The organism is Micromonospora sp. BL4, from assembly GCF_003667505.1.
Classification (GTDB): Bacteria; Actinomycetota; Actinomycetes; order Mycobacteriales; family Micromonosporaceae; genus Micromonospora.
Window position 1 is genome coordinate 1 of record NZ_RCVJ01000204.1, and the last position, 17,954, is coordinate 17,954.

Consider the following 17,954-nt stretch of genomic DNA (forward strand, 5'->3'; position numbering starts at 1 on the left):
TGCTCGTCGGCGGGCTCGGCCGACACGTCCACGCCCTCTCCGTCGCCCTCGCCGCCGCCGGCCACGAGGTCACCGTCGTCACCCGCCACGCCGAAGGCGCACCCCTGGAGGAATACGCCGACGGCGTACGCATCCTGCGCGCCCCCGAAGACCCCGTCACCTTCCCCCTGGCCACCGGCTCCCTACTGGCCTGGACCATGGCCTTCAACCACACCCTCACCCGCACCGCCCTGCGCGCCACCCAGGCCGGCTCGTACGACGTCATCCACGCCCACGACTGGCTCGTCGCGCACACCGCGATGACGGTGCGCGACCACCTGGACATCCCGCTGGTGAGCACCATCCACGCCACCGAGGCCGGTCGGCACCAGGGCTGGCTGCCCGAGGAGATGAACCGCACCATCCACGGCGTCGAACAGTGGCTCACCACCGAGTCCGCCCGGGTGATCGTCTGCTCCGGGTACATGCGCGACGAGGTCAACGCCCTGTTCGGCGTGCCGGGTGGCCGGGTCGACGTGGTGGCCAACGGCGTGGAGCCGCACCGCTGGCGGGTGCCCGCGCGTGACGTGGCCGCCGCCCGGGCCCGCTTCGCCGGAGACGGCCCGCTGGTCACCTTCGCCGGCCGCCTCGTGTACGAGAAGGGCGTGCAGCACCTGATCGCCGCACTGCCCCGACTGCGCGAGCGGCACCCCGAGCTGCGTGCCGTGATCGCCGGCGACGGCCCGTACCGTGCGGAACTGGAGGCCGAGGTGCACCGCTGCGGCCTCGGCGGCATGGTCACCATGCCGGGCTTCCTCGGCGGCACCGACCTGCCCGCGCTGATGGCCGCCTCCGACTGCTTCGCGGTGCCGAGCATCTACGAGCCGTTCGGCATGGTGGCCCTGGAGGGCGCAGCGGCCGGCGCGCCCCTCGCGGTGGCCGCCACCGGTGGCCTCGCGGAGATCGTCGAGCCCGGGGTGACCGGGATGACCTTCACACCGCACGACCCGGACGGGCTGGCCGACGCCGTGGACGCCGTGCTGTCGGACTCCGACCGTGCCCGCGACATGGCCCGGCGCGCCCGCCGGATGGTCCACGACCAGTACGGCTGGTCGGCCATCGCCCAGCGCACCGCCGCCAGCTACGCCGCCGCCATCACCACCGACGCCGCGTTCACCGCCGAGCGCGCCGAGCAGCGCATGGCCCGGGGCCGGGCGCTTCCGGCGCTCCCCGAGGGCAACCTGCTCGCCGCCGCCGGCCTGCGCTGACCGGGGCTGGCTGCTCGCTGATCGACTCCGTTTCGCCGACATCGGGGTGTCCCTGGGCCGGGATACCCCGATGTCGGCGTCGTTCCGCGGCATTATGCAAACGATCGCTTGCACAAGCGCTTGTTTGCGTTAGTGTGAGGTCATGCCTTCCTCGCTCGCGGCACCCGCCCTGGATCTCGACTCGGCCTTCGCCGCCCTTGGTGACCCCGTCCGTCGCGCCCTGGTGACCCGTCTCGCCCGCAGTGACGCCACGGTGGGAGAGCTGGCCGCGCCGTTCGACCTGACCCCGCAGGCGATCTCGCATCACGTCGGTGTGCTGCGGCGGTGCGGCCTGGTCGAGCAGAGACGCGAGGGCACCAGACGCCCCTGCCGGCTGCGGGTCGAGCAACTGTCCCTGCTCGGGGGGTGGATCGACGACCAGCGTCGCGCGTGGGACGACCGCCTCGACGCCCTCGAACAGCACCTCAGCAGCGACGGGCCGGTCCGTTGAACGCCCGTGCCGAGCTGCGCGGCGACGAGCTGATCGCCCGGCGGCACCTCCCGGCAGCACCGGAACGCGTCTGGGCCGCCTTCACCTCGCCGACCGGCATCGCGGCGTTCTGGGGCGGCTCGCACGCCACCGTACCCCCGGATTCGGTGACGGTGGACCTGCGTCCCGGCGGCGCTTTCGCGCTCGACACCCGCGCGCCGGACGGCACGACCCGCCGGCTCCGGTTCGTCTACGTGCGCATCACCGCCCCGCACGAACTCGTCTTCGACGAGCCCGTCACCGGCCTACGCACGACCGTCACCGTCCAGGCCGCCGGCGAGGGCTCGGACCTGACCGTCCACCAGCGTCCCCTGCCCCCGGAGCTGCGCAGCACCCAGGCGGTCGACGGGCTCGCCTCGATCCTCGACGCCCTCGCCGCGCACCTCCAGGCCACACCACCACGGAGTACGACATGAGCCGGAGCACCCAACGCGACCTCGTCGCCGAATACTTCGCCGGGTTCCGCACCAGCGACCACCCCCGCGTTCTCGCCACCCTCACCGACGACGTCGAGTGGGTCATCCACGGGCACCGCACCACCCGGGGCAAGGCCGAGTTCGACGGCGAAATCGAGAACCCCGGGTTCACCGGCAGCCCCGAGCTGGACGTCCAACGCGTCCACGAGGACGGCCCGGTCGTCGTCACCACGGGCGAGGGTCGCGGTGTCAGCGTCGACAACGGGCCGTTCCGGTTCGCCTTCAACGACCTGTTCACGTTCCGCGACGGGCTCATCGCCCGCGTCGACTCCTACGTCGTCCCGCTGCCCTGAGCGCGGCGCTTCCCGAGCGCGGCCTGCCCAGCGCCGCCTGCCCAGCGCCGCCTGCCCAGCGCCGCCTGCCCAGCGCGGCGGGCCCAGCGCGGCGGGCCGGTCCTGCCAAATGCGCGGATGTCTCGTCCTGTCGATGCCCTGGGTCCGGCCTTCCCGGCTGCCGCCTCGATCGCTCTGGATCTGATCCGCCGGTCGGAGATGTCCGTGGCGCGTGATCAACCCGCGTTCCCAGAAACCGGGGCATCCCGGCGCCCCTGATGCCCCGACTTCACCGAAACCGAGTCGATCACGCCCGGACACCGCAACGGGGGCAGCCAAGCAGGGCACCGAGCGGCCGGCACGACTCCCGCCACGACCGACACCGCCCTACAACCGACACCTTCCCGCATGATCAACACGCGTTTCCGGAAACCGGCCCATCCAGCTCACCCGGACGCCCCGACTTCCTGCAAACCGAGTCGATCAGGCGCCGACCACCGCGGGCGAGCTGCCGAGCTGCCGGGGCGGCCGGGGCTTGCCGGGGCGGCGGGGCGCTGGGGCGCCGGGGCGCCGGAGCGCCGGAGCGGCGCCTACACCGCCCCACAACCGACACCCCCCGCATGATCGACTCCGCTTCTGGGAAACCGGGTTATCCCGGCGCCCCTGATGCCCCGACTTCAAGGAAACCGAGTCGATCAAGGGTTGCCGCGACCAGGCAGGCCATCGAGCGACCGAGGCGGGATAGCCGGGCGGAAGGGCGGGAAAGCGACCCGGGCAGGGAGAGCGGGAATGCGACCGGGCGGAAGGGCGGAAAAGCGACCGGCGCGAGGAGGGCAGAAAACGACCGGGGCGGGAGAGCCGGAAAGCGACCGACGGCGGCGGAAAGGGTGCAGGCCGCCGACCTGGTGGGGTCGACGGCCTGCGGTGGTGCGACGGGCTGGGGTCAGCGGTCGGCGAAGGGGACGTAGTCCCGCTCGGCGGAGCCGACGTAGACCTGCCGCGGACGGCCGATCTTGGTCTCCGGGTCGCTGATCATCTCGCGCCACTGGGCGATCCAGCCGGGGAGCCGGCCGAGCGCGAAGAGGACCGTGAACATCTTCGTCGGGAAGCCCATGGCCTTGTAGATCAGGCCGGTGTAGAAGTCCACGTTCGGGTAGAGCCGGCGGGAGACGAAGAAGTCGTCGGCGAGCGCGATCTCCTCCAGCTCCATGGCGATGTCCAGCAGCGGGTCGGGCTTGGCCATCCGGCCCAGCACGTCCTGCGCGGCCTTCTTGACGATCGCCGCCCGCGGGTCGTAGTTCTTGTAGACCCGGTGGCCGAAGCCCATCAGCTTGACGCCGTCCTCCTTGTTCTTGACCTTGCGGACAAAGGAGCGGACGTCGTCGTCGCCGGCGTGGATCTGCTGGAGCATCTCCAGGACCGCCTGGTTGGCGCCGCCGTGCAGCGGGCCGAACAGCGCGTTCACACCGGCGGAGACCGAGGCGAACAGGTTGGCGTTGCTGGAGCCGACCAGCCGGACGGTCGAGGTGGAGCAGTTCTGCTCGTGGTCGGCGTGCAGGACGAAGAGCATGTCCAGCACCTTCGACATCACCGGGTCGACCACGTACGGCTCCGCCGGCACGCCGAACGTCATGCGCAGCAGGTTGTCCACGTACCCCAGCGAGTTGTCCGGGTAGAGCAGCGGCTGCCCGATGGACTTCTTGTAGGCGTACGAGGCGATGGTCGGCACCTTCGCCATGAGCCGGACCGTGGAGATCTCCACGTGCTCGGAGTCGAACGGGTCCAGGCTGTCCTGGTAGAAGGTGGAGAGGGCGCTGACCGCCGAGGAGAGCACGGCCATCGGGTGGGCGTCCCGGGGGAAGCCGTCGAAGAAGCGGCGCATCTCCTCGTGCAGCAGCGAGTGCCGCCGGATCCACTCGGTGAACTCGGTCAGCTGCTGCTCGGTCGGCAGCTCACCGTAGATGAGCAGGTACGAGACCTCCAGGAAGGAGGACTTCTCGGCCAGCTGCTCGATCGGGTATCCCCGGTAACGCAGGATCCCCGCGTCGCCGTCGATGTAGGTGATCGCGGATGAGGCAGCCGCGGTGTTGACGAAACCGGGGTCGTACGTTGTCATTCCGGTTTCTTTCAGCAGCTTGCTCACCCCGATACCGGCGGGGCCCTCGACCGCGGGATGCACCGGCATCGACAGCTGCCCACCGGGGTGATCGAGCTTGACTTCCGTCATGTGGTTCCTCGCTTCGCCGGCAGATCTACGTTGAATTGCCTTCGCTTCTACCGTAATTGCGGCTCGGTGGACACCGCCCGCCGTGGTTCTGCGGTGAGGTATGCGTCACCCGATTCCCGACCGGACAGCCGGGAAACCCTGCGTCCCGGCTCGCGGGACGAGCGCCGCGCCGGTTCAGGACAGTGCGAGGCGACGCAGCGTACCGTCCGCCGCGACCTGGTAGACGTCGAGCTGGTTGACGCCGGCCCGGAACAGCTGATCGTCGGTGAGCAGCGCGGCGAATCGGCGTCCACCGGGGTCGGCCGGCACCACCGGGACGACCGCTCCGACCCGGCCGTTGACCGCCACCGCCAGCAGTGTGCCGTCCGGTATCCGGTCCGGCACGTCACCCCAGACCAGCGCCGGGAGGGTGCCGGTGTCGGGGTCCATGGCCCGGAACGCGGCCAGGTCGGCCACCCGGGCGCTGCCCCCGGGCGGGCCGGCGCGGACCTCGGTGCCCACCAGGGGGTGCGGCGGTGGCAGCGGCGGCGGGGCGGGCACCCCGCCGGGGAAGGTGACCGGTTCGCCGGGACGGTCGTAGAAGTGCTTCGTGCCGTCGGTGCGGGGCGCCTGCCGGGCGGAGCGGCCGTCGACCCGCCAGGGCAGCCGGATGCCCGCCTCGTCGGCGACGGTGGGCAGCAGGTCGACGTGTTCCCAGTTGCGGTCGTCCACCCGGCCGGCCTGCTGCCGCGGCTCCTTGACGAACATCGGCACCCAGGCGACCTCGCCGGCGGCGGCCTTGATCGCGTCCATCCCCCGGCCCTGGGCGCCCGGGCGGAAGCTCACCCCGTGGTCGGCGGTCACCACGACGAGGGCCTGGTCGTAGAGGCCGCTGGCGCGCAGCGTGCGCAGCGTCTCGCCGATCAGCCGGTCGGTGTAGCCGAGTTGGGCGAGGTGCCGCTGTCGGGCCAGCTCGACCCAGCCGGCGCCGTCGTTGGGCAGGTCCTCGGGGGCGTCGTAACGGGCCCCGGACGGCAGGAACGCCCATGGCGAGTGCGGCATCAGCAGGTGCAGGAAGTGCAGGGCGGGTCGGGGTGCCGGTTTCAGCCCGGCCAGGAAGCTGGTGAACCGGGCCGGCTGGTTGTCGTCCAGGCTGTCCCAGCGGAACTTCGGGTCGGCCGGGACCGGCTCGGCGGCGTCCAGGCCGGCCTCGGCGCGGGTCTGCTCCCGGTAGGAGTCCTCCGGGTCGACCCGGGCCTCGGTCGGCCCGGCGACCTGGCCGAGCAGCTTGCCGGTCTCCCGCACCAGCACGCCGAGCCCCTGTTCCGGGGCGACCGGCTGCTCGCAGCGGCTGGGTGGGCAGAGCCGGGTGATGCTCTCCTCGGCGCGGATGTCGTACAGGCCGCCGAAGGCGGTGAAGATGTTGTCCGGGTACTGCGAGTAGTGCGGCGCCACCGACCGCGCCGGGTAGCGGCCGGTGAGCATCGCCGGCAGCGCGTTGGGGGTCCAGCCGCTGACCCCGGTGGCGTTGCGGTACCAGGTCGAGGCGCCGGCCAGCTCGGCGAAGTGCGGGAACCGGGCGGCGTCGATCCGGCCGTCGCCGCCGAGCAGACTGACCAGGGGCAGCTCGTCGAGGATCAGCATGACCACCGGCGGGTGCACGGCAGCGCCCTGCGAGGTGCCGGCCGCGCCGCCGTCGCCGCGCGGCAGCACCACCGCCGAGGTGGGTGAGGCGAGCAGGAAGAGCGCCACGAAGGCGACCGGTCCGGCGGCGGCCAGTCGCAGCATCCGGCCCGGCGCCCGCCACCGCCGGTGCGCGGCCGCGCCGGCGGCACCGGCCAGCACGGCGACCAGCAGCAGGGGTACGCCCCGAAGCGGCGTCACGTGTCGGCCCACCTGCACGGCCAGCGCGGCCAGCAGCAGCCCGACCAGCCCGGTGTGGGTGAGCGCGCGGGCGGTCCGGCCGGCGAGCCGGCTCAGCGCGCCGAGCAGCGCCACCGGCACGGTGGGCGCCACCGCCACGAGGGCGAGCAGCAGCAGGATCTGCCCCGGGCCGGCCCGGTGGAAGAGGAAGAAGTCGGGGCTTTTGCCGAGCACGTCCAGCAGCGGCTGGGTGACCACCAGCCCGACCAGCGCCACGACCTCCAGCAGGCGGCACAGCTCACCGCGCCAGCCCCGGTCCCACCGTCCGGTCACCGGCTCTCCGGCCGGTCGTTCCGGCGGCGGTCCCGACGCTGGTTCAGCCACCCATCACCGCCCGGTAGAGCGTGCGGGTGCCCGAGGGCAGCTCCAGACGATCGGTGATCCGGCCCCGGGCCGCGAGCAGGCGCTCGAAGGTGTCGCGCCGGTAGTCCGGGAAGAGGCCCTCGGGCTTGTTGGCCAGCAGCCGACGGGCCATCGGGTCCTCCGGATGCACGAACTCCGCCACCACGGCGCCGCCCGGCGCGGTCAGCCCCGCCAGCCAGTCGATCACCTCGGGCAGCGGCACGTTGCGGCCGATCGCCAGGTGGTGCACCACGGCCAGGGCGAGCACCGCGTCGGCCGAGGCCCGCTCGGTGAAGCCGGCGCGCTCGACGCCCCGCCAGCCGCCACCGGGCGACGGGTCGGCCAGGTCCAGCACCAGCGGCAGGATCCGGCGGTGCCCCTCGGCCCGCAGCGCCCGGTACAGCTCGTCGACCACGGCCGGGTCCTGCTCGACGGCGACCACGTAGTCGGCGTGCCCGGCCGCCACCCTGGCGTACCGGCCGTCGTTGGCGCCCAGGTCGAGCACCAGGCGGGGCCGGGCTCCGGCGGTCAGCGCGGCGGACACGAACTGCTCCTTGGCCGCCCGGTCCTGCGCCGAGTAGCCGCAGGTGCGCTGGTAGTCGGACCAGTGGCTGCCCGCCGGGCGACGGTCCAGCTTGCGGACGAGTTTCTCCATGCCTCGCACGGTGGCCAGCAGCAGTTCCCGGGAGAAGCCGGCGGCCCGCAGCTGGGCCCGTACGTCGGTGGTGCTGGCGGCGGCGTTGCGCTGCTGCATCGCGCCGTGCAAATGCAGGTGGGTCAGGACGCCGGGGCGCAGCCGCCGGGCTCCGCCGAAGAGCGGGCGGAGCTGCTCGGCCTCGATGCCGTCGACCCGGGCGCGCAGCCACGGCTGGAAGTCCACCCCCAGGTGGGCGGTGAGCAGCAGCGGATAGAGCACGGTCTGGCAGAACTGCCGGTAGCCGGCCCACGGCTCGCCGTCGCGCACCGGCTCGAAGGAGCCGATGTCGATGAAGACCGCCTCGGCGCCGCGCCACTGCAGGTTGTAGGCCGAGCCGTCCTTGGTGGTGAAGCCGTCGGCGAGCGCGGCGCGCAGGATCTCCAGGTGCAGCAGCGCGGCGTCCCGCAGCATGGTGAAGGACCACTCGTACGGGTGGGAGACGAACGGGATGCGTTCGTGGCGCAGCACCGCCGCCCACGGATCACCGGCGGACGCGGGCACCAGCGCGGGCGGCGCGTCCTCGGTGGCGCAGACCTTGCCCGCGGCAACCAGCGCCGGAAAGAAGGCGGTCGCTCGCAGCGTCCGCCAGTGCTCGGCGGCCTGGGTGTCCAGCCCGCGCAGCACCTCGTCTCCCACGTGGAAGACCCGGTTGGCCGGGTCGCGGAAGGAGGCCGGCTCGGGCCGGGCCGCCGCGGGTGAGATCGCCATCGCCGGAACGAGCCGGCTCACCGCTGGTCGGTGGGCTGCCGGCGGAACCGGTCGATCAGGCGTCGCCAGTAGAGCTTGGCGGCGACCGCGGCCCCGGCCACCCCGCCCACGACCGCCTGCACGATCAGGCTGCCGGATCCCGCGTCCAGGTAGGCCAGATGTCTCACCGATCGCTCCTTGCCGTCGCCGTCTCGACACCGGCGTCCCGGGCGTGCAGCGCTGAGGCTTTTTGACCCAGAAAGCCGGACTTGTCCCTCACCGTACGCCGATCGTCGGCGCCGTACCGGACACATCCCTGGACTCCCAGCCTCGCCACAGAAAGCGACCGGGACGGCAGCACCCTCGGTACGCTGCGGACGTGCGCTGGATGGTGGTCGACGCTCCGCTGGACTCCTCCGGCGCCGGTCGCGGCGAGGAGCGGGCACCCGCCGCGCTTCGCCGCGCCGGCCTGCTCGACGCCCTGGGCGCCGACGACGGTGGCCGGGTGGACGAGGCGCTGCTGCGCGATCCCGTCCGCGACCCGGCGAGCGGCCTGATCGGCGCCGCCGGCCTGCGCCGGGCCGGCACGGCCCTCACCACCCGGATCTCGACGCTGCTCGCCGACGGCCGCCGGCCGCTGGTGCTCGGCGGGGACTGCGCGATCCTGCCCGGCATCTGCCGGGCCCTGCCCCCGACGACGGAGCTGTGGTTCGTCGACGGCCATCCGGACTTCTTCGACGGCGCGACCTCCGCGACCGGCGAGGCCGCCGACATGGACCTCTCCGTGATCACCGGGCACGGCCCGGCCGCCGCCACCGGGCAGGACGGCGCGTCGCTCGGCCCCGGCCGGGTCCACCTGCTCGGGCACCGCCCGCCCACCGACGACAGCAGCCGGGCCGAGACGGCCCGGATCGACCCGGCGATCCGCCAGGTGCCCGCCCCGGAGCTGCTGCGCCGGGGCGCCGGGACCGTCGGGGCCGGGCTGGCAGCCGGCGGGGACGGGCCGGCCTGGCTTCATCTCGACCTGGACGCGGTGGACCCCCGCGACCTGCCGGCGGTGACCTATCCCGAGCCGGACGGGCTGCGCTGGCCGGACCTGGTCGCGCTGGTCACCCCGCTGGCTCGCGCCGACCGGCTGCTCGGGATGAGCGTGACCGACCTGAACGTCGACGAGGACCCCGACGGGCGTCACGCGCGACGCGTCGTCGAGGTCCTCGCGGAGGTGCTGGGCACGGCGAGTCGCTGACGGGGTTCAGCCCCGCCGGTGGTGCATGCCGAGGCGCAGCAGTACGAAGCGCAGCACGGTGGCGGCCAGGTTCGCGGCCACCAGCACGGCCAGCTCCACCGGCCGGGTCGGTACGGCGGCGACGGCGTGCAGCACGGCCAGCGAACCGCTGGTCAGCGCCAGGCCGAGCGCGAATGCCAGCAGCCCCTGCGCGTGGTGCCGGCCGGCGTGCCGGCGCCCGGTGATGCCGAACGTCAGTCGCCGGTTCGCGGCTGTGTTCGCCACCGCGGTCACCAGCAGCGCCAGCAGGTTCGCCGGCTGCGCGCCGAGCGCGCCCCGGGTGGCCACGAAGAGCAGCAGGTACGCCAGCGTGCTGGCCGCCCCGACCGCGGCGAACCGGACCAACTGCCGGGGCAGCCCGACCGGCACCTGCGGCGGCACGGTCAGTGGGGCCCGGCCCAGCTGCGCGCGCAGCTCGGTCAGCGGCAGCGCGCCGGTCAGCAACGCCCGGCCCAGCCGGCCCATCCCGCGCAGGTCGGCCAGCGCGGTGGCGACGATGTCGACCCGGCTGTCCGGGTCGTCGACCCAGTCCACCGGCACCTCGTGGATGCGCAGCCCGGCCCGCTGGGCGAGCACCAGCAGCTCGGTGTCGAAGAACCAGCCGGTGTCCTGAACCAGCGGGAGCAGCCCGCCGGCCACGTCCGCGCGGATCGCCTTGAAACCGCACTGCGCGTCGGAGAACCGCGCCGCCAGGGCGCCGCGCAGCAGTAGGTTGTAGGCCCTCGAGATCACCTCCCGCCTGGCCCCGCGCACCACCCGGGAGGTACGGGCCAGCCGGGTGCCGATCGCCAGGTCGGAGTGGCCGGAGATGAGCGGCGCGACCAGTGGCAGCAGCGCCGCCAGGTCGGTGGAGAGGTCCACGTCCATGTACGCCAGCACCGGCGCGGACGAGGCGGACCAGGCCGCGCTGAGCGCCCTCCCCCGGCCCTTGGTGTCCAGGTGCCGTACGCCGACGCCGGGCAGCTCGGCGGCGAGCGCCTCGGCCACCGCCAGCGTGCCGTCCACGCTGGCGTTGTCGGCGATGGTGATCTGGAACGGGTACGGGAAGTGCTCGCTCAGGTGCGCGTGCAGCCGCCGTACGCACCGCCCGAGGTCAGTCTCCTCGTTGTAGACCGGGATCACCACGTCCAGCACCGCGCCGGCGGTGGGCCCGGCCTGCACGGCGGCCCGGGGCACGCCCAGGACGCTCACGCCGCCTCCCTGCCGGTGCTCAGGTCGTAGACCGTGACGCCGTCCACGGTCTGCGCCGTGAAGGTCTCCGCGACCCAGGCGGCGATCTCCTGGGCGGCGGAGCTGCCACCGTTGGCCCGGAAGCCTCCCCCACCGACGAAGTAGTGGATCTCGCCGTCGACGACGTGGCGCTGGAACTGCGCCAGGGTCGGCGACGGGTCGCTGCCGTTGAAGCCGCCGATCGGCATCACCGGTTCGCCGGTGGCCAGCTGGTAGCCGGAGGCGTTGTTGGAGCCGACAGTCGCCGCCACCCAGGTGTAGGTGTCGCTGTCGCGCTCCAGCAGCTCACGCAGTGCGGCGCTGGGCTCGCGGGCGTCGAGCAACCCGCCCATCCCGCCGCCGGCCTCGCGGCCCTGCCCGCCGCCCGGGAGGCCGAACTGCTGACCGCCGTCACGGCCACCGCCGGTGAAGCCGGGCGCCTGCCCGCCGTTCCGGCCGCCGCCATCCGGGAAGCCCGGAGCCTGCCCGCCGTTCTGGCCGTCACCCGGGTTGGTGGGGAGTTGGCCACCGGCCGGCATACCGCCGGGCGGTCGCCCACCCGGAAAGCCACCGCGGCCGAAGCCGCCCGCCACGCTCGGGCCGGCACTCGGGATCGAGCCGGTGTGCGGGGTCGCGGCGGTCTGTGCTGCGTACGCCGCAGGCCCGGCCAGCGCCGACGCCGCAGCCAGGCCCAGCGCCACCGGCACCAGCCGGCGGGACAGTCGGGTGCTCAACAGGAGCAGCGTCGTGCCGACGAGGCCGGCGACCAGCACGGCGGTGCGCAGCGACGGGTACCAGTCGGGGCTGCGTCCGAGCAGCACCCACGCCCACCAGACGGTGACCACGAGCGTGCCGGCGAGCGTCACCGTGGCGGCCAGCGGACGCCACCGCTGCCAACGCGGGCCGGCGGCCGGAGCATCGCCCGCCTCGGGCAGTGGGCGGCGCTGCCGCCAGAGCAGCGTCACGCCGATGCCGACCAGCGCGCCGACCGCCGGGGCGAGCGCCACCGTGTAGTAGGCGTGGAAGATCCCGGACATGAAGCTGAAGATCAGGCCGGTGACCAGCAGCCAGCCGCCCCAGAGCAGCAGCCCGGCCCGGGTGCGGTCGGTGCGGGCCGCCCGGCCGGCCAGCAGCAGGCCGGCGACCAGCAGGATCAGCGCGGCCGGCAGCAGCCAGGAGATCTGACCGCCGACCTCGCCCCCGAACATCCGCAGCAGGCCGGTCCGCCCCTCGAACGGGCCGCCGCCTCCGCCCGGCCGTCCGCCGCCGACGCTGCCCACCTCGTCGCCGGTGATCCGGCCGAGGCCGTTGTAGCCGAGGGTGAGCTCCAGGATGCTGTTGCCCTGCGACCCGCCGATGTACGGTCGGGCACCGACCGGAACCAGCTCCACGATCGCCACCCACCAGCCGGCGGATACCACCACCGCCAGACCGGCCAGCAGCAACTGCCGGACCCGCCGCCACAGCCCGGTCGGCGCGGCCAGCAGGTAGGCCCCGGCGAAGACCGGCACCACCAGGAACGCCTGGAGCATCTTCGTCAGGAAGCCGAAGCCGACCAGCACGCCGGCGAGCACGATCCACCGGGTGCTGGCCGTCTCCACCGCCCGGACGGTGGCGTACGCGCCGGCGACCAGCAGCAGGATGAGCAGCGCGTCGGGGTTGTTGAACCGGAACATCAGCGTCGCCACCGGGGTGACCGCGAGCACCGCGCCGGCGATCAGGCCGGCCGCCGGGCCGTACCAGCGCTGCACGGTCGCGTGGAGGACACCGACCGAGGCGATCCCGCACAGCGCCTGCGGGACGAGCATGGCCCAGCTGTTGAGGCCGAAGACGCGTACCGACAGGGCCATCAGCCACAACGACGCCGGCGTCTTGTCCACGGTGATCGAGTTGGCCGCGTCCGACGAGCCGTAGAGGAACGCCTTCCAGCTGACTGAGCCGGCCTGCACTGCCGCCGAGTAGAACGAGTTGGCCCAGCCGGAGGCGCCCAGGCCCCAGAGGTAGAGCAGGCCGGTGGCCAGCAGCAGGACCGCCAGCGCGGGCCTGGCCCAGGCCGGGGAGCGGCGTTCCGCCGCCGGCGGCGGGTGCTCGTCCTCGGGGCGCGTGGCCGGCGGTGGCGGACCCGCCACGTCGGGCGTCGTCAGCAGGGTGTCTGTTCTGTCCATGCGGCCAGCCTTGGTCGCTGGCCTGGCCCGCTGCCGTGAGCCGACTATGCGTCAGCTGTGGCATTCGGCAGCCGGACGGTGAACACGGTCCGGCCCGGCCGGCTGTCCACGCCGACCGTCCCGTGGTGGGCCTCCACGACCGCCGCGACGATCGCCAGGCCGAGGCCGGTGCTGCCGTGCGCCCGGGACCGGGAGCTGTCGCCACGGGCGAACCGCTCGAACATCTCCGGTTGCAACTCCGCCGGCACGCCGGGCCCGTCGTCGGCGACGGTGAGCACGGCCGCGTTCCCCGCGACGGTCAGCGTGGTCGTCACGACCGTGCCGGGCGGGGTGTGCACCCGGGCGTTGGCGAGCAGGTTCGCCACCACCTGGTGCAGCCGTGCGGCGTCGCCGGGGACCCGGATCACCACCTCGGGCAGGTCGAGCTGCCAACGGTGCTCCGGGCCGGCCACGTGCGCGTCGCTGACCGCGTCCACCACCAGGGCGGACAGGTCGACCGGGTCGACCGCGAGCGGGCGGCCGGTGTCGAGGCGGGCCAGCAGCAGCAGGTCGTCGACGAGGCTGGTCATCCGGGTGCTCTCCGACTCCACCCGGCGCAGCGCGTGCGCCACGTCGGCGGGGACCTCGTCGCGGCCGCGGCGGGCCACCTCGGCGTACCCGCGGATCGCGGCGAGGGGGGTGCGCAGCTCGTGGCTGGCGTCGGCGACGAACTGGCGTACCCGGGTCTCGCTGGCCTGCCGGGCGGCGAGCGCGTCGGCGACGTGGCCGAGCATCCGGTTCAGCGCGGCGCCGACCTGGCCGACCTCGGTACGCGGATCGGTGTCCGCGGCCGGGACCCGCACGGCGAGCGCCACCTCGCCCCGGTCCAGCGGCAGCTCGGTGACCCGGGTGGCGGTGGCGGCCACCCGGTTCAGCGGTCGCAGCGTGGCCCGGACGATCAGCGCGCCGGCGCCCCCGGCGATGAGCAGCCCGACGGTGGCCACCCCGGCCTGCGCGGCGACCATCCACCAGACGGTCTCCCGCACACCGGCCAGCGGCAGCGCGACGACGCGTACCCGACCGTCGCGGAACTGCCGGGCGACGGCCCGGTAGTCGCCGCGGTCGCCGAGGTCGACGGTGCGCGGCTCGGCGCCGACCGGCAGGGCGGCCAGGGCGGCGACCTCGTCGGCCGGTACGGGTTGCTCGTCGGGGAACGGGTCCTCGCTGGACGGGCTGCGGGTCAGCGTGGACGCGGCCGTCACGCGACCGCCGGCGATGTTGGCCACCACGGTGCCGGGCGGCAGTCCGGGTGGGATGGCCGGCCCGGTGCCCGGGAAGGCCGGCCGCCCGGCGCCCCGCATCACCGTGGCGGGGGCCAGTTGGGCGTCGAGCCGGTCGATCAGGAACTGCCGCAGCGCCACCGTGGTGAGCCCGCCGATGGCGACGCTGACCAGCGCGAGCAACGCGACCAGGGCGAACACCAGTCGGGTACGCAACGACCGGCCGGCCAGCCACCGGCGGGCGGCGCGCACCGGCCGGCGGCCCGGGTCACTCGGCCGGCTTGAGGACATAGCCCGCGCCGCGCAACGTGTGGATCATCGGCGCCCGGCCGGCGTCGATCTTCTTGCGCAGGTACGAGATGTACAGCTCGACGACGTTGGCCTGGCCGCCGAAGTCGTAGTTCCACACCCGGTCGAGGATCTGGGCCTTGCTGAGCACCCGCCGTGGGTTGCGCATCAGGTAGCGCAGCAGCTCGAACTCGGTCGCGGTCAGGGTGATCAGGTGGCCGTCCCGCCGGACCTCGTGGCTGTCCTCGTCGAGGCTGAGGTCGCCGACGGTCAGCACCGCCTCCTCCCGCGTGGCGACCGCGAAGCCGGAGCGGCGCAGCAGGGCGCGCAGCCGGGCGATCACCTCCTCCAGGCTGAACGGCTTGGTGACGTAGTCGTCGCCGCCGACGGTCAGCCCGGCGATGCGCTCCTCGACCGCGTCCCGGGCCGTCAGGAAGAGCACCGGAAGGGTGGGCGACTGCTCGCGTAGCCGGCGCAGCACCTGGAAGCCGTCCAGGTCGGGCAGCATCACGTCGAGCACCACGGCGTCCGGCTTGAACTGCCGCGCGGTGCTCAACGCCGCCATGCCGTTGCCGGCGCTGCGTACCTGCCAGCCCTCGTAGCGCAGCGCCATCGACAGCAGATCGGTCAGCGTCGGCTCGTCATCGACCACCAGCACCCGGACCGGCTCGCCGTCGGGGCGGCGTAGCTCGATCCGGCTGGGCGTGGCCTGCCGGTCCATGACCATGTCCCCCATCGTGGGCGTGGCGCCTGTGCCACGCCTCTGCGGCGCCTGTGTGCCAGCTGTGCGGGCGGGCCGACGGCGGGTCGGTGTCACCGCCGGTCAGCCCCGGCCCCGGGTCACTCGGACACCCCGAGCGGATCGGTGCGCACGAACCGCATGCTCCAGCCGCCCGCGTCGTCCGGCCGATCGCGCTCGTAGAGGTGGTCGGGGCCGGCCTGCACCGGCCCGGTGCCGTCCGGGTGCCGCATGATCCAGCGCCGCGGCGGGGCGCCGTCCGACCCGGCCGGCACGTCCCGGACCAGGCCGTCAGCGGGCCCTCCGACGAAGCGTACGGTGACCTCGCCCATCGCGGCGTCCCCTCGGGTGACCGTGCCGGCACGTTGGGTGACACCGGCTCTGGCTCGCAAGCTACCGCACCCACCGGCCCGCCGCAGCGGGTGCACCGGCCTCGACGGGTCGCGATCTTCTCGACGGTTTGCCCAGCTGGGAGCCCGGGTACCGCAATCGGAAGCAACCGCCGTCGGCGGTACGAGGGCGAGGAGCGGTCGATGCGCACGCTGGACGGGCGATACCGGCTCGAACGGCGCATCGGCATTGGCGGGATGTCCGAGGTGTGGCGGGCCCACGACCGCGTGCTCGACCGGCCGGTCGCGGTGAAGCTGATCTCGCCGGGCGTGGACGGCCAGCACGGCCCGGTGGAGCGCATCCAGGCCGAGGCCCGCTCCGCGGCGCGCCTGGTGCACCCGAACGTGGCGAGCGTGCACGACTTCGGCACCTCCTCCTCCGCGCTGCCCGGTCGCCGGGTGCCGTACATCGTGATGGAGCTGGCCGAGGGCGAGACGCTCGCCGCGCACCTGCGGGCCGGCCCGCTGGACTGGCGGATCTCGGTGCGGGTCTGCGCGGAGGTGGGCGCCGCGCTGGCTGCCGCGCACGCGAGCGGCATCGTGCACCGCGACGTCAAGCCGGCGAACGTCATGCTCACGCCCTCCGGGGTGAAGGTGCTCGACTTCGGCATCGCCACCCCGGCCGGCGCGCCGGAGCCGATGCCGGAGGGGATGCTCGTCGGCACCCCCGCATACCTGGCGCCCGAGCAGTTCGAGGGTGCGCCGGCCACCCCGGCGGCCGACATGTACGCGCTCGGCGTGCTGCTCTACTACTGCCTCACCGGCCGGCTGCCGTACGCGGCGGACAGCACCAGCGAGCTGCTCGGCGCACGCCGCCGCCGGCCGCCGGAGCCACTGCCCGAGATCGACGGGCTCCCGCCGGAGGTGGCCGAGCTGTGCCGCTCCTGCCTGGCCGAGGACCCGTCGGAGCGTCCGACCAGCCTGGTCGCCGCGCTGCTGCTGGCCGAGGCCGTGGACGCCCGGGTGTACGTGCCGATGCTGGTGCCCAGCCCGCGCCAGTCGACTCCGACGTCGCCGTGGACCGAGCAGGCCGCGATGGAGGCCACCGAGGCGGTGCGGGTGGCCGACGGGCCCGACCGGTCCGGCGGGCGCTGACCGCGCGCTCCGCGGCGTTTCGCCGGGCGGCGGCCGGGAAGTCGGGCGGGTGAGCGACGGGAGGAACGCGATGCCGGATCCGAGTTCCTGGCTGCATGAGGCCACCGCGACCGCCGAGGGCGGCCACGTACGCACCGACGATGGCGGACTCTCCTCCGCGCTGGCCTCGCCGCTGGCGGCGCACTGCACCGGGTTGAGGCCGGAGCAGTTGCTGGCGGCGGCGTTCGCGTCCTGCCTGCACCACGCGGCGGTCGAGGCGGCCGGAGAGATCACCGACGAGGCGCACACCGTCCAGGTGCGGGCCGAGGCGAAGCTGGGGCGCGACGACGACGGCCGGTACCGGGCCGACGTGCACGCCTCCATCTCCTCCGCCGGCCTGAGCCGGCAGCAGCTGGCCGACCTGGTCGAGTACGCCGACCGGCTCTGGCCGTTCTCCAGCGGCGACAACAGCCGGCACCGGCTGACAGTCACCCCGGCGGAGAACGGCCGGCATTGACCCGTAGCCGTCCGGGTCGCCGGTGCGCCGAACGGCCGAGTCGACGTGCCGGTCGTTCGGCGGGGGCGGGCATCGGCCGGAAAGGTGAGGCCTGGCGGGTGGCCGGAACGGACGCCGCCGACACCGGCCAAGACCGAATTGGCCCGGCGAATCGGGAATAACCGGCTAGCCCGAACAGTGTGGTTGATAAGCATTGCGAAGCGCTTGCCCTTTAATGTCACCAAGATCGTGACAAATTGTGGCGCATGCCACCGTACGAGCCGATGGCATCGGGCACACGGTTCTCTAGCCTCGGCGAGTGCATCGCGACGACCCCGCCGACGAGAAGCTGACCGACGCCCGCCCGACCACCCGCTCGAGCGACGCCGCATCAACCGAACGGACGATCGGCCGTCACCGGGCCCCGGAGCCACCCCGGCGCTCCCTGCTGGGCTCGACCCCGCTCCGGGTGGCCCTGGCCACCGGTGTCACCTGCTGCCTGAGCCTCGTCGCCGTCACCACCGCCCGGGGCGGCGAGGACACCCCTCGCCCCGTCGAGCCGCTGGCCGAGGCGGTGGCCGACCGTGCCGCCATCGCCGACGAGCGGGCCTCCCGGTCGCTGGACCGTGACGCCGCCCCCGCGCGGGTCATTCCCAGCCCGACCCCGAAGC

At 74.0% G+C, this 17,954-nt stretch carries 16 protein-coding genes and 1 pseudogene; 8 read left to right on the plus strand and 9 right to left on the minus strand.

The features are described from left to right. The 4 genes from EAD89_RS27030 to EAD89_RS27045 form a co-directional block, all read left to right on the plus strand. On the plus strand, positions 1 to 1,247 hold a 1,247-nt coding region (locus EAD89_RS27030; RefSeq protein ID WP_147458881.1), incomplete at its 5' end, for a glycosyltransferase family 4 protein. A 142-nt stretch (positions 1,248 to 1,389) separates the two neighbouring features. After that, positions 1,390 to 1,737 (plus strand): helix-turn-helix transcriptional regulator, encoded by a 348-nt coding sequence (locus EAD89_RS27035; RefSeq protein WP_121677685.1) that lies wholly within the window; start codon positions 1,390 to 1,392, stop codon positions 1,735 to 1,737. Beyond that, a complete protein-coding gene (locus EAD89_RS27040) occupies positions 1,734 to 2,192 on the plus strand; it encodes an SRPBCC domain-containing protein (RefSeq protein WP_121677686.1) in 459 nt (152 codons plus the stop codon). The genes EAD89_RS27035 and EAD89_RS27040 overlap by 4 nt, the downstream gene beginning before the upstream one ends. Continuing rightward, a complete protein-coding gene (locus EAD89_RS27045; protein ID WP_121677687.1) occupies positions 2,189 to 2,545 on the plus strand; it encodes a nuclear transport factor 2 family protein in 357 nt (118 codons plus the stop codon). Before EAD89_RS27040 ends, EAD89_RS27045 begins: the two co-directional genes overlap by 4 nt. A 922-nt stretch (positions 2,546 to 3,467) precedes the next feature. Here EAD89_RS27045 and EAD89_RS27050 read toward each other — a convergent pair. The 4 genes from EAD89_RS27050 to EAD89_RS30840 all read right to left on the minus strand — a co-directional run bounded on the left by EAD89_RS27050 (position 3,468) and on the right by EAD89_RS30840 (position 8,567). Next, positions 3,468 to 4,751 carry a citrate synthase gene (locus tag EAD89_RS27050; RefSeq protein ID WP_121656827.1) on the minus strand — a complete coding sequence of 428 codons (1,284 nt, stop codon included), beginning with the start codon at positions 4,749 to 4,751 and terminating at the stop codon, positions 3,468 to 3,470. A gap of 174 nt (positions 4,752 to 4,925) precedes the next feature. Beyond that, the gene (locus EAD89_RS27055; protein WP_233579195.1) at positions 4,926 to 6,926 is read right to left on the minus strand and encodes a sulfatase-like hydrolase/transferase; all 2,001 of its coding nucleotides are present in this window, start codon (positions 6,924 to 6,926) and stop codon (positions 4,926 to 4,928) included. A gap of 43 nt (positions 6,927 to 6,969) precedes the next feature. Further along, positions 6,970 to 8,400: a class I SAM-dependent methyltransferase gene (locus EAD89_RS27060; protein WP_121677693.1), complete on the minus strand. Its 1,431-nt coding sequence runs from the start codon at positions 8,398 to 8,400 to the stop codon at positions 6,970 to 6,972. Between the two features lie 17 nt (positions 8,401 to 8,417). Next, on the minus strand, positions 8,418 to 8,567 hold the full coding sequence (locus EAD89_RS30840; RefSeq protein ID WP_199733644.1) for a hypothetical protein: 150 nt from the start codon (positions 8,565 to 8,567) through the stop codon (positions 8,418 to 8,420). 200 nt (positions 8,568 to 8,767) lie between these two features. Between EAD89_RS30840 and EAD89_RS27065 the strand changes: the two genes are divergently transcribed. After that, the gene (locus tag EAD89_RS27065) at positions 8,768 to 9,625 is read left to right on the plus strand and encodes an arginase family protein (protein WP_121677689.1); all 858 of its coding nucleotides are present in this window, start codon (positions 8,768 to 8,770) and stop codon (positions 9,623 to 9,625) included. Positions 9,626 to 9,631: 6 nt separating this feature from the next. Here EAD89_RS27065 and EAD89_RS27070 read toward each other — a convergent pair whose 3' ends face one another. The 5 genes from EAD89_RS27070 to EAD89_RS27090 all read right to left on the minus strand — a co-directional run bounded on the left by EAD89_RS27070 (position 9,632) and on the right by EAD89_RS27090 (position 15,656). Then, positions 9,632 to 10,855 (minus strand): glycosyltransferase, encoded by a 1,224-nt coding sequence (locus tag EAD89_RS27070; RefSeq protein WP_199733645.1) that lies wholly within the window; start codon positions 10,853 to 10,855, stop codon positions 9,632 to 9,634. Next, positions 10,852 to 13,038: a glycosyltransferase family 39 protein gene (locus tag EAD89_RS27075; protein ID WP_121677690.1), complete on the minus strand. Its 2,187-nt coding sequence runs from the start codon at positions 13,036 to 13,038 to the stop codon at positions 10,852 to 10,854. The genes EAD89_RS27070 and EAD89_RS27075 overlap by 4 nt, the downstream gene beginning before the upstream one ends. Before the next feature lie 44 nt (positions 13,039 to 13,082). Continuing rightward, positions 13,083 to 14,588, minus strand: a complete 1,506-nt coding sequence (locus tag EAD89_RS27080) for a cell wall metabolism sensor histidine kinase WalK (RefSeq protein WP_121657404.1) — start codon at positions 14,586 to 14,588, stop codon at positions 13,083 to 13,085. After that, positions 14,566 to 15,312 (minus strand): response regulator transcription factor, encoded by a 747-nt coding sequence (locus EAD89_RS27085; RefSeq protein ID WP_121677691.1) that lies wholly within the window; start codon positions 15,310 to 15,312, stop codon positions 14,566 to 14,568. The genes EAD89_RS27080 and EAD89_RS27085 overlap by 23 nt, the downstream gene beginning before the upstream one ends. 113 nt (positions 15,313 to 15,425) lie before the next feature. Further along, positions 15,426 to 15,656, minus strand: a complete 231-nt coding sequence (locus EAD89_RS27090; protein WP_121677692.1) for a hypothetical protein — start codon at positions 15,654 to 15,656, stop codon at positions 15,426 to 15,428. 201 nt (positions 15,657 to 15,857) lie between these two features. Between EAD89_RS27090 and EAD89_RS27095 the strand changes: the two genes are divergently transcribed. From EAD89_RS27095 to EAD89_RS27105, 3 genes and pseudogenes are all read left to right on the plus strand, one after another. Further along, positions 15,858 to 16,808 (plus strand): serine/threonine-protein kinase, encoded by a 951-nt coding sequence (locus tag EAD89_RS27095; protein WP_121657401.1) that lies wholly within the window; start codon positions 15,858 to 15,860, stop codon positions 16,806 to 16,808. A 70-nt stretch (positions 16,809 to 16,878) separates the two neighbouring features. Further along, positions 16,879 to 17,304: an OsmC family protein gene (locus EAD89_RS27100; protein WP_121657400.1), complete on the plus strand. Its 426-nt coding sequence runs from the start codon at positions 16,879 to 16,881 to the stop codon at positions 17,302 to 17,304. 298 nt (positions 17,305 to 17,602) lie between these two features. Next, a pseudogene (locus EAD89_RS27105) lies at positions 17,603 to 17,954 on the plus strand (hypothetical protein); the annotation flags it as partial.

What these genes read in the sequence shown, in the direction of transcription:
- EAD89_RS27090 (WP_121677692.1), bottom strand. Translation starts at nt 15,656, where the DNA reads ATGGGCGAGGTCACCGTACGCTTCGTCGGAGGGCCCGCTGACGGCCTG.
- EAD89_RS27050 (WP_121656827.1), bottom strand. Translation starts at nt 4,751, where the DNA reads ATGACGGAAGTCAAGCTCGATCACCCCGGTGGGCAGCTGTCGATGCCG.
- EAD89_RS27075 (WP_121677690.1), bottom strand. Translation starts at nt 13,038, where the DNA reads ATGGACAGAACAGACACCCTGCTGACGACGCCCGACGTGGCGGGTCCG.
- EAD89_RS27080 (WP_121657404.1), bottom strand. Translation starts at nt 14,588, where the DNA reads ATGTCCTCAAGCCGGCCGAGTGACCCGGGCCGCCGGCCGGTGCGCGCC.
- EAD89_RS27095 (WP_121657401.1), top strand. Translation starts at nt 15,858, where the DNA reads ATGCGCACGCTGGACGGGCGATACCGGCTCGAACGGCGCATCGGCATT.
- EAD89_RS27035 (WP_121677685.1), top strand. Translation starts at nt 1,390, where the DNA reads ATGCCTTCCTCGCTCGCGGCACCCGCCCTGGATCTCGACTCGGCCTTC.
- EAD89_RS27085 (WP_121677691.1), bottom strand. Translation starts at nt 15,312, where the DNA reads ATGGTCATGGACCGGCAGGCCACGCCCAGCCGGATCGAGCTACGCCGC.
- EAD89_RS27065 (WP_121677689.1), top strand. Translation starts at nt 8,768, where the DNA reads ATGGTGGTCGACGCTCCGCTGGACTCCTCCGGCGCCGGTCGCGGCGAG.
- EAD89_RS27100 (WP_121657400.1), top strand. Translation starts at nt 16,879, where the DNA reads ATGCCGGATCCGAGTTCCTGGCTGCATGAGGCCACCGCGACCGCCGAG.
- EAD89_RS27060 (WP_121677693.1), bottom strand. Translation starts at nt 8,400, where the DNA reads ATGGCGATCTCACCCGCGGCGGCCCGGCCCGAGCCGGCCTCCTTCCGC.
- EAD89_RS27045 (WP_121677687.1), top strand. Translation starts at nt 2,189, where the DNA reads ATGAGCCGGAGCACCCAACGCGACCTCGTCGCCGAATACTTCGCCGGG.